This window comes from Paenibacillus sp. NMA1017 (assembly GCF_058895805.1).
Window position 1 is genome coordinate 18,984 of sequence record NZ_JBZXYR010000021.1, and the last position, 10,850, is coordinate 29,833.

Annotated in this window: 6 protein-coding genes, 11 tRNA genes and 2 rRNA genes; all 19 read right to left on the reverse strand. The window is 45.3% G+C overall.

The genetic code is table 11. The features are described from left to right. Positions 1 to 530 precede the first annotated feature (530 nt). Positions 531 to 1,871, reverse strand: coding sequence for a phosphoglucosamine mutase (glmM, locus tag AC5ELV_RS25685; protein WP_013312125.1), 1,341 nt, complete (start codon positions 1,869 to 1,871; stop codon positions 531 to 533). Positions 1,872 to 1,930: 59 nt separating this feature from the next. Next, positions 1,931 to 3,400: a CdaR family protein gene (locus tag AC5ELV_RS25690; protein ID WP_493432381.1), complete on the reverse strand. Its 1,470-nt coding sequence runs from the start codon at positions 3,398 to 3,400 to the stop codon at positions 1,931 to 1,933. Next, on the reverse strand, positions 3,397 to 4,230 hold the full coding sequence (gene cdaA / locus AC5ELV_RS25695) for a diadenylate cyclase CdaA (protein ID WP_013312127.1): 834 nt from the start codon (positions 4,228 to 4,230) through the stop codon (positions 3,397 to 3,399). The genes AC5ELV_RS25690 and cdaA overlap by 4 nt, the downstream gene beginning before the upstream one ends. 221 nt (positions 4,231 to 4,451) lie before the next feature. Next, positions 4,452 to 5,075, reverse strand: coding sequence for an anti-sigma factor (locus tag AC5ELV_RS25700; protein WP_307353483.1), 624 nt, complete (start codon positions 5,073 to 5,075; stop codon positions 4,452 to 4,454). 150 nt (positions 5,076 to 5,225) lie between these two features. Continuing rightward, positions 5,226 to 5,792, reverse strand: a complete 567-nt coding sequence (gene sigW, locus AC5ELV_RS25705; RefSeq protein ID WP_016818747.1) for an RNA polymerase sigma factor SigW — start codon at positions 5,790 to 5,792, stop codon at positions 5,226 to 5,228. A gap of 191 nt (positions 5,793 to 5,983) precedes the next feature. After that, positions 5,984 to 8,776: a phosphoenolpyruvate carboxylase gene (gene ppc / locus AC5ELV_RS25710; protein WP_493432382.1), complete on the reverse strand. Its 2,793-nt coding sequence runs from the start codon at positions 8,774 to 8,776 to the stop codon at positions 5,984 to 5,986. A gap of 737 nt (positions 8,777 to 9,513) precedes the next feature. Then, positions 9,514 to 9,584 (reverse strand) — tRNA-Gly (locus tag AC5ELV_RS25715). Between the two features lie 9 nt (positions 9,585 to 9,593). After that, positions 9,594 to 9,667, reverse strand: a tRNA-Pro gene (locus AC5ELV_RS25720). An 18-nt stretch (positions 9,668 to 9,685) separates the two neighbouring features. Beyond that, positions 9,686 to 9,762, reverse strand: a tRNA-Arg gene (locus tag AC5ELV_RS25725). Positions 9,763 to 9,770: 8 nt separating this feature from the next. Continuing rightward, positions 9,771 to 9,842, reverse strand: a tRNA-Gly gene (locus tag AC5ELV_RS25730). Between the two features lie 10 nt (positions 9,843 to 9,852). Then, a tRNA-Leu gene (locus tag AC5ELV_RS25735) sits at positions 9,853 to 9,933 on the reverse strand. Between the two features lie 11 nt (positions 9,934 to 9,944). Further along, positions 9,945 to 10,020: transfer RNA gene (locus AC5ELV_RS25740), tRNA-Lys, on the reverse strand. Between the two features lie 4 nt (positions 10,021 to 10,024). Then, positions 10,025 to 10,099 (reverse strand) — tRNA-Gln (locus tag AC5ELV_RS25745). A gap of 55 nt (positions 10,100 to 10,154) precedes the next feature. After that, a tRNA-Val gene (locus AC5ELV_RS25750) sits at positions 10,155 to 10,230 on the reverse strand. An 11-nt stretch (positions 10,231 to 10,241) separates the two neighbouring features. After that, positions 10,242 to 10,313, reverse strand: a tRNA-Glu gene (locus tag AC5ELV_RS25755). A gap of 11 nt (positions 10,314 to 10,324) precedes the next feature. Next, a tRNA-Thr gene (locus AC5ELV_RS25760) sits at positions 10,325 to 10,397 on the reverse strand. Between the two features lie 3 nt (positions 10,398 to 10,400). Beyond that, positions 10,401 to 10,476: transfer RNA gene (locus tag AC5ELV_RS25765), tRNA-Asn, on the reverse strand. A 19-nt stretch (positions 10,477 to 10,495) separates the two neighbouring features. After that, positions 10,496 to 10,612 (reverse strand): 5S ribosomal RNA (gene rrf / locus AC5ELV_RS25770). Positions 10,613 to 10,763: 151 nt separating this feature from the next. Beyond that, a 23S ribosomal RNA gene (locus AC5ELV_RS25775) occupies positions 10,764 to 10,850 on the reverse strand; the annotation flags it as partial.

A 10,850-nucleotide genomic window follows, 5' to 3' on the forward strand; every position in this document is an offset into this window, starting at 1 on the left:
TGATAACTATAGAATTTACAGGCATCTCTTCACGAATGTAACGAAATTCCCAAACCGCGCACGCCAATGATGATGGCCGCACATTCATGAAATGAATCTTATAATTTAGGTTATAAAATAATAAAGGCATTTACCGGTGCGTTGTGTAAACAGTTGCCTGTTCATTTTCCGCTGCCGGTTTACGGCTTGATGCTTCACCGGAAGGTCCCCGCCGAATGTTTCGAACACCTTCACCTCGTCAGCTTGTTTTGTCGTGAACCGATTTACGAGCAACTTTATCTCAACTGAATCCGTTGTTTTTCCACCAAGTTCCCCCGCACAAAATCAAGCTCTGGCGCTTGTATTACGTTACCTTACGACCCTCGCTTTCTCTATCTGAGTCACAGCATCCCTATATTATATTCAGCTAAGTATCATTTGGCAATGACACTTTATTCATAATTACACTATGAAGGCAATAAATCGTTAGTAAATAACCGCAAACGCCGTTGCCTGCTTCTTTTTCACAGGCAACCAACGTTTACAAAATTTTAAACTAATTCTTTCTTCACGACATCTACGATCTGACCGACAAATTGCTCCAGCTCATCTTTATCCGGGCCTTCGGCCATCACACGAATGAGCGATTCTGTGCCTGAAGCACGGACCAGTACACGCCCATTATCGCCCAATTGTTGTTCCACCTGCTCAATTGCTTCTGCAATAGCAGGATTCCCCTCGTAATTGCGTTTATCCTGCACACGCACATTTACGAGCACTTGCGGATACTGTTTCATGAGCGATTTTAGCTCACTCATTTTCTTGCCGGAAGCTTTCAGGGTATCTACCAGCTGAATCCCGGTCAGCATGCCATCGCCTGTCGTATTGTGATCCAGGAAAATAACGTGACCAGACTGCTCACCGCCCAGATTAAATCCACCCCGACGCATTTCTTCCATCACATAACGGTCCCCGACCGCAGTTTTTGCAGTCTTGAGTGCCAGCTTTTCAGTAGCTTTATAAAAACCGATATTACTCATCACTGTCGATACAATAGTGCTGTCCTTGAGTTTTCCAGCACGGTTCATTGCATCTCCGCAAATACAGAGAATATAGTCGCCGTCTACCTCTTCCCCGTTCTCATCAATTGCGATCAGACGGTCGGCATCGCCGTCAAAGGCAAGACCAATATCCGCTTTCAAGCGGCGCACTTCCTCTTTCAACTTTTCAGGATGAGTCGAGCCGCAATGATCATTGATATTCAAACCGTTGGGCTCAGCACCGATGGTATGTACCTCAGCTCCCAGTTCTGCAAAAAGCTTCGGCGCCAGCTCATAAGCTGCTCCGTTTGCACAATCCAGTACAATTTTTAACCCTTCAAAAGAATGGCTAATTGTTGTTTTCAAGAACTCCAGATAATCGTAGCGGGAATGCTCGTCTACAACAACCGTTCCCAATCCGCCGCCAATCGGACGAGGCAGTTGGTCTTCTTTTGCATCCATCAGCTCTTCAATTTTCAATTCCGTTTCGTCTGTCAATTTAAAACCGTCACCGCCAAAAAACTTAATGCCGTTGTCTTCAACTGGATTGTGGGATGCTGAGATCATTACACCAGCGTCAGCTTTCAATTGACGTGTGAGATATGCCACCCCAGGTGTCGAAACAATACCTAGACGAACCACATTAGCCCCAATAGACAGCAAACCGGCTACAAGAGCCGATTCCAGCATCAGTCCGGATATCCGTGTATCCATACCAATAACAACTGTCGGTTTCTCTACATTACCTGCTAAAACATATCCGCCGCAGCGGCCAATGCTATATGCCAGTTCGGCTGTAAGTTCCTGATTAGCAACGCCTCGTACACCATCTGTACCAAAATATTTCCCCATGTAAAATGACTCCCTTTTTTGTCTAATAAATCTTGATTATTTACTACAGATAAAACATGTTATGGCTGACTGTTCTCCAAGGTTCCATTCGCAGAAGAATCTGCGCCGTTATGAGGATTTGTTTTATCCTCCGCAGCTGCGTTGTCCCCGGTATTAGCGTCAGAGTTTCCACCTTGATTGCCTTGCCCCTCCTGTGGCCTCTCCTGCCCCTTATCGCCACTACCAGAGGGGTTTGATTCGTTCTCACTATTTGGATTCGTTACAGCAGGCGTAGAAGGGCTCTCAATGTTAACCGTTGCCTTTAGCTGGCCGGCATTCCCGGCTTGGATAATATATTTAGGCAAGCCTACTTTCAGAGTAACCTCGTGTTGACCAGCCGCGAGGCCACTTATATCTGCCACCAAACTAATATCATCATTGGTTAAATTGTTCACCATATCCTGCGGGCCCCTCACAGTAACATCCATCGTCTTGCCTACGGGTGCTGTAACAGTCGCAGTCGCTCCATCTCCTGTACCTTGTAAGACGATTGGGATGCCTGACAGTGTCCGTTCCGTATCTGTGACTTCATTGGAAGGAACGATGGTCACCTGGATTTGTATTGACCCTGGCTCGATTTTATCAGAACCTGAGGGGGCTGCCAAATTAGCCTGAACTGTACGGGTCCCCGCTTCCGTAAATTGACTTAAATCCAATGTAGCCGTGACGTAAGAGCTGAGGTTGCCCAATACATCCTGCGATGCATATACCGCCGCTTCCTTCACGTTTGCATTCACTTTAGAAAGCGCCAATCCGTCTGGCAACTCTCCGGAATAGACAATCTTAACAGGCACAGATTTCGCCTGCTGAGTTACCGGAATTTCAACGGACACAGTGGATGGCTCAATGACCGCTCCTGTAAGTTCCTGTCCCTTTTTATTATAAGCCTTCAGTTTTACACGCTTCTGTTCAAACTTTTCTGAGATACCATCCGTATTAACAGCCCCCTGAACAGCAGTGACGGTACTCAACTGGCTTTTGGGCAAGGTAACCCTCACGGTTTGAGGAGCAATCACAGGCTTACCAAGCTGCAGTCCCGCATCTGGGTTTCCTTTAGGAACGATAGATACATTAAATGATTTCGTTTGTTTTTCCTCAATCGTCACTGTAACACGGTTAGGAGTCATAGATACCAATTCCACCCCGTCCGGCAAATCCGGTTCGAGTGACAATGTTTTAGTGCCTGCTCCTAAGCCGTTTAAGTTTAGCTTTGCCTGATAATTATCCGCGAAAAAGGAAGTCAGCACAGAGCGCTGTCCTCTGACTTCCATCTTTACATGGTCAGTATCCATGGTAGACAACACATATTTTGAATCATCCAGACCACTGGCCTGAATGGCCACATTATCAATCACTTTATTATTATAAGAAACGGTCAGCGTAGATGAAGGTGTACCTGTATCTAGATGGACCATTCCCCACAGCAGGATAGCAACCGCAAGCGCCAATATCTTGGAAATCGTATTATTGTTAATCCATTTGTCCATCATGAATTTCCACGGCCTCCCCTCCGATTCCAGAATGAGCCGCGTTTTTCCTTCAAAGACGGTGTTGGCCGCAACTCCTCATACAGCTTGGAGATTAGGGATTCTTCCTTAATGTCGCGCACGACCTGTCCATTAATGGCCAAAGAAATTTGCCCTGTTTCCTCTGATACCACAACAGTTACGGCATCCGTTACCTCACTCACTCCAATCGCAGCCCGGTGACGGGTTCCCAACTCCTTGCTGATGAACGGATTTTCCGACAATGGCAAATAACAGGCCGCAGAAGCAATCTGTTTATTTTGAATAATCACCGCACCATCATGCAGAGGTGTATTAGGAATGAAGATGTTAATTAGCAGTTCAGAACTGACTACGGCCTGTGTCTTGATACCAGACTCCGTATATTCGTTCAGCCCTGTCTCGCGCTCAAATACGACCAAAGCTCCTATTTTCCTACGTGATAAATAATTCAGCGCCTTAATCATTTCTCCGATTAACTTGTTAATCTCTTCATCATCCGCAGACGAACGCCCAAATAGTTTGCCACGCCCCAACTGTTCTAGTGCACGACGTAACTCAGGCTGAAAAATAATAAAGATAGCCACCACACCAAAGGTGAACATCTGGTTCATCAACCACTTGAGCGTATACAAATCAAACCAGGTGCTAACCGCCCAAATGACAACCAGAAACAGAATCCCTTTCAACAATTGAACTGCACGCGTTCCGCGAACAAGTAAAATAAGCTGATACATAATATAGGTTACGATCAAAATGTCGATAATATCTTTAATGGACTCTTTCCAAGTCAGGTCCGCAAAATAATCCAACATGCGCATGCCCCCGCAATTTTCTGTAGTGAGTGGGTGTAATATGTACACAGTATGCTCTCTCTATCTAGGTTATAACGATCAGGCTCACGTTGCAAGCTGTGTGACAAAAGAACCGCTAAAATCAGTAAAATACAGTACAATTCGCCAGCTTCATATACAAAAAAACGCCTTTTCCAGCGGAAAGAGGCGCTCGATATCGTCCTTGCCATTTCAAGCTTCTTTTATGGAGAAGAAGGTCCCCCGAATAAATCAGTAACCTTGTACCAAATCCAATCCAAGGTTTGATCAATACTTTTAACCTGTCCTGCAATATGGGCGGTGGACGCTTGATAATAAGAACCATCAATTACAGTGACATTTCCTTCCACTTCGCCGTATACACGGGCTTCACCATTTTGCACTGTTAAATCTCCGGCAATGGATTTCCCTTCAGGCACAATCACAGTATCGCCCTGAATAACAACTTGATCCAGATGACTTCCTTTGACTACCAACTGATGGTCCGTGCTAGAAAAGCTGGCCATGCTTGAGCATATAACAATAAGGAAGAAGGCGGCGGCTGTTACAGCGGGATGCCTTTTCACCCAAGTCAGCATAGGCACCGCAGTCTGTCTTTTATGCGGCGGCAAAGCATTCATAATGCGAAATGTCAGCTCATCCGATACACACGGCACTTGATGATAGCGTGTACCGTAAAGCATCGCATCCGTCCGCTCCAGCTCTTTAAAACGCATGCGGCATTCCGGGCAGTCTAACAAGTGCTGTTCCAACTCATGTTTGTCCTGCTCAGACAGGTCGCCATCTAGATAGTCATGCATAAAAGAGACGGCTTGTTTGCAATCCATATGAGCCAATCCTTTCTAATATTCTTCCGTGTTTCTCAACATAACATGCTCCGGCTTAGAAACTTTGCTCATCTTACATACGTTACAACGAGCATTATGTTTCATAAAAACATCTACGCAGACTCTTTTCCTAGAATCTATGCGGATGATCTATAGCTTGTGCTCCAGTTTTTTGCGCAGAAAATCCCGTCCCCTGTGTACTCTTGTCTTAATAGTGGTGACTGGGAGATTGAGCACATCGCTGATTTCCTGTAAGGAAAGCTCCTGCAAGTACCGTAAAACCATAATCGTTCTGTATTTATCCGGAAGGCTGTCGATGGCGTCATGAATCAAAGCCTGTGTTTCGGACAGAAGCGTACTCCCCTCAGGGGTAAGCTCTTCACTGGCGAGCATGGCGTACCCATCGACACCTTCCTGATCATTCATTTCAGCATCAAGTGAGTATGTAGGTTTTCTCCTTCGCAGACGATCAATGCACAGATTTGTAGCAATTCGATAAATCCAAGTTGAGAATTTCTGTCCATGATCATATTTTTCCAAATTACGATACACACGCAAAAAAGTTTCCTGCACCAGATCCTCCGCCTCATGGCGATTACCTAGCATCCGGTAGGAAAGATGAAAAATCCGATCTTTATATAACTCGACTAACTCCGCAAAAGCTCGCTGATCGCCTTTCTGTACCAGCCTTACCAAGCGGCTTTCCATATTATCCACTCTATACTCCCCCAGACTTGCTGATGGGTTACTTACTACATGTTTATGATTATTCATCGTAGTTTAATTTTATCCGGAAATCAACTGTAGTATTGTTACTAACTGCAAGCACACCTACCATCAATATACAAACAGCACAATCGGGCACCCCATGAGTACCCGATTGCCTGTATTCGTACAACCGCACTATATCAGCCCGTATTTCTTAAGCCTGCGGCAATTCCGTTAATCGTCAACAATACCTCACGCAGCATTTCAGTATCATCACCGTTCTGATCCCGCAGCTCCCGTAGCTCACTTAGCAATTGAACCTGCAAGTAACTTAACGGATCAACATAAGGATTACGCAACCGTATAGATTCCTGAATAACCGGCACGTCGTCCAAAATCTCGGATTGTCCGGTTATTTTCAAAATCAACTCAGATGTTAGCTTGAACTCCGCTGAAATCTGCCCGAAAATACGCTGCCGGGCTTCTTCGTTATCCGACATCCCAGCGTACTCTTCTGCAATCAGTAAATCCGCTTTAGCGATTGCCATTTGCAGTGTATCAATAAGTGACCGGAAGAAGGCAGAGTCCCTAAACATCGTTTGCAGCACTTTAAGGTTATCCTCATTGTTTTGATAAAAGCTTTGCAAACCTGTTCCAGCCGCATACCATGCAGGTAACAAATAACGGCTTTGTGTCCATGCAAAAACCCATGGAATGGCGCGCAAGTCCTCAAAACGTTCGCTGTTCTTACGCTTGGACGGACGAGATCCAATATTCAGCTCGCCCACCTCAGGCAACGGTGTAGATTCTTTGAAGAAGTTGAAGAAATCCGGATCACGGAAAATCAAATCCTGATACTTATCCAGTGATACTTGGGAAATGCGGGCGATAATCTCCTCCCAGCTCTCCTCAAACACTTCCTTCTTCCCGGAACGATGATATGCCACAGCCGTAATCAGCGCCGATGTTGCCTGCTCCAAGCTCCGGTACGCAATACCTCTGAGCGAGTATCGGGATGATAGTACTTCACCTTGCTCCGTAATCTTGATTCCGCCTCCAATCGTATGAGGAGGTTGAGCTAAAATACTGCGATTAAGTGGCATTCCTCCACGACCCAGCGCACCTCCACGTCCGTGGAAAAACTTCACTTTTACGCCAAACTCATTAACTACTTCCGTAATGCTGTTCATAGCGACCCGAAGTTCCCAGTTCGCTGTAACCACACCGCCATCTTTATTACTGTCCGAGTATCCCAGCATAATCTCCTGAAGCTGGTCCATCGCAGCCACAGATTGTCGATATACAGGCAAGTTCATCAATCTTCTCATAATATCAGGTGCAGCGTGCAGATCATCTATCGTTTCGAATAAAGGGACGGATTGCAGCGTACAGATAACAGTGCCATCCTTCTCGATGCGGAACAGGCCTACCTCTTTGGATAAGACCATAACCTCCAGTAAGTCACTGGCTCCCTGAGTCATACTGATCAAGTAGCTTGTAATGGACTGCTTGCCGAATTCCTCCTGAGCCAAATAAATCGTACGATATACGTCAAGACATTCCTGTGTGCTATCGCTATATTTTAAATAAGGTGAAGTAATCGGACGAGGTTCATTCAGCAGCTTTTCCAGCAGATTTATTTTTTCTTCTTCTGACAGCTTACTGTAATCCGACACAATATTCATTTTAGAAAGAATTTCAGTCATCGCATTTTCATGTTCCTGACTATGCTGACGCACATCCAGCGTAGCTGTATGGAATCCAAACAACTCCACCTGGCGAATCATCTTTTGAATATACGTGTTTGCCACATAATCGGCAAAATGATGACGCAGACTGTGGTCAATAACATTTAGGTCTGCAATGAGCTCTTCCGCAGAATTATAACGCTCATTGGTGCCCTGTTTGCTTTCATCCAGGATGTTGTTCACTTTAGCAATCATATATGCCAGTTTAATGCGATAAGGCTCTTTTTCGTTATGCCATACTTCCATCTTTTTAAGTGTAATGTGAGTACGGTCTTCTTCAATAGAAGCCAGCAGATCATCGGAAACTCGCACAATGCTGGTGCTGAAACTCAAGTAACCCATGAGTTCCTTTAACGTGTGCTGATATTCTCTTAAAGCCAACTTGCGCTGCATACGTAACGTTTCCCAAGTCACATGAGCTGTCACAGATGGATTGCCGTCCCGGTCTCCACCGATCCAGGAACCAAATCTCAGATAAGTGGGTATGTGCCATTTTTGTTCGGGATAATATTTGTCCAGACATCGTTCCAATTCTTGGTACACATCTGGCAGTACATGAAACAAGGTCTCGTGAAAATAATACATTCCATTTCTTACTTCATCTAATACAGTTGGCTTGCGATCACGTAGCTCATCTGTCTGCCACAGCGTAATTACTTCGTTTAGCAGATTCTCCCGTACCTGTTCCCGCTCACGTAAGGTAAGCATCGGATTATCCAGCAGCATGACGTCCTCGGAGATGCGCTTGTGAATATCAAGTATTACTCGTCGTGTCGCTTCTGTAGGATGTGCGGTCATGACCAGCTCCAAAGAGAGCTCATTCAGCAAGTTGCTAACGTCCTCAGCGGAGAAGCCCCCTTGTTTAAGCTCCTGAACGGAACTTTCAATGGAACCAGGTTGAACATCTTCACCAGCCGAATGCTCATAATCCCGCTTACGACGAATACGATGGTTTTGCTCAGCGATGTTCACCAACTGAAAATAAATCGCAAACGCGCGAATAACCTGGTGACGAATATCCGTATCCAGTCCGCTGACCATTTGTTTGAAATTCTCATACAACTCCGGCTGATACCCGGCACGTAACGATTTACTTGTCTCACGTATTTTCTCCACGATATCCAAAAGTTCGTTGCCACCCTGATGAACCAAAACTTCACCAAGAATATTCCCTAGAAAACGAACGTCCCGCCGCAGCAGATTGTTGGATTGGTTTTTGTTAGCGGTTAACGTAAGCTCAGTCATGCTTTTCCCCCCATCTGATCTGTTCCACACCATATACAGTTGTAGCAAAGGTACGTATACACACGAAATTTGACACTTTCTTAACATCATACAATAAAAACGCATGAAAAGCTGCAAAATTTACAGTAAAAAATCATGTTTTTGAAATACTTCTTTTGAGAAAATATTGGATTGTTATGAAAAAAGATGAAATTAATAAATGGAAATGATATATACACCAGTGATGCGTGAAAACTTATACACAGTCTCTTATAAAGAATGTGTTTTAAAGGTACAAATTCATGCAACATGATGTGTATATGTTTATTATTTGTTAACAAAGGCAACTCCATTAGCCTTCTATCCACAAAGATATACACAAACCAGCCATTTTCTCAGTGTTTCTAAGGTATCTCCTCTTTAACACTTCGCTTTTTACCCACATAGATAAAGGGAAATGTGCACAACCCAAGAGCAAATGTTGAGTTATCACCATGAATTCGTACCATAATAGCTATAGGATTCCTATATTCAAAGGATTTGATCACGAAATTAGCCTTACTGCAGGAGAAAGGGGTACGTTAGAGGGGAAAATTCGGGATCTAGGTGTCAAAAGTAACAAGAGCCTATGTACAATATGCACAAGTCATCCCCAACTGTGCATGACCGGAGACATAATTGCACTGGCCTATATACACAGAAGTAAATGTAATGTGAACAAAATAAAAAGAAGCCTTTCGGCTTCTAGGTAATCGGTAAGCGGGTGATGGGAATCGAACCCACGCTATCAGCTTGGAAGGCTGAAGTTCTACCATTGAACTACACCCGCAAATTAGTATCGGGATGACACGATTTGAACATGCGACCCCCTGGTCCCAAACCAGGTGCTCTACCAAGCTGAGCTACATCCCGATATTATATTTTTAAATATGGCGCGCCCTGAGAGATTCGAACTCCCGGCCTTTTGATTCGTAGTCAAACGCTCTATCCAGCTGAGCTAAGGGCGCAAATATGAAGCGGACGACGGGAATCGAACCCGCGACCCTCGCCTTGGCAAGGCGATGCTCTACCGCTGAGCCACGTCCGCAAAAACAAGATGCGCGTGGAGGGACTTGAACCCCCACGTCAAAGACGCTAGATCCTAAGTCTAGTGCGTCTGCCAATTCCGCCACACGCGCATGTAATACTATGGTGAGCCATGAAGGACTCGAACCTTCGACACCCTGATTAAAAGTCAGGTGCTCTACCAACTGAGCTAATGGCTCTTAATGGCTGGGGATATAGGATTTGAACCTATGCATGACGGAGTCAAAGTCCGTTGCCTTACCGCTTGGCTAATCCCCAATATGCATATGATTCACAATTCCCCAAGAATTCATCCAGGTAAGAGGATGAAAAATGGTGGAGGCTGAGGGGCTCGAACCCCCGACCCTCTGCTTGTAAGGCAGATGCTCTCCCAGCTGAGCTAAGCCTCCATAATATCCTATGACCCGTAGGGGATTCGAACCCCTGTTACCTCCGTGAAAGGGAGGTGTCTTAACCCCTTGACCAACGGGCCATCCTATAACAAGCTCTCAACCGGGTTCGAACCGGTGACCTCATCCTTACCATGGATGCACTCTACCTGCTGAGCTATGAGAGCAAATGGCTCCCCGAACAGGACTCGAACCTGTGACAACTCGATTAACAGTCGAGTGCTCTACCAACTGAGCTATCAGGGAATAATAATCATAAAGCTCTGCTTGGCGACGTCCTACTCTCCCAGGACCCTGCGGTCCAAGTACCATCGGCGCTGGAGGGCTTAACGGTCGTGTTCGGGATGGGTACGTGTGGAACCCCTCCGCTATCGCCACCAAACATGAATTTACATCGTAAATTCTACCGTACGGTTATTCGGTTCATCACTTATCGTGTGAATGAATAGCCATGCGCTTGTTGTATGTCACTTGTACATACCTTCAAGGTTACACCCTGAAAACTGGATCCGAAACTCATTTGCGTTTTATTTTAGGATAAGCCCTCGACCGATTAGTATTGGTCAGCTCCATGCATTACTGCACTTCCACCCCCAACCTATCTACCTCGTCGTCTTCAA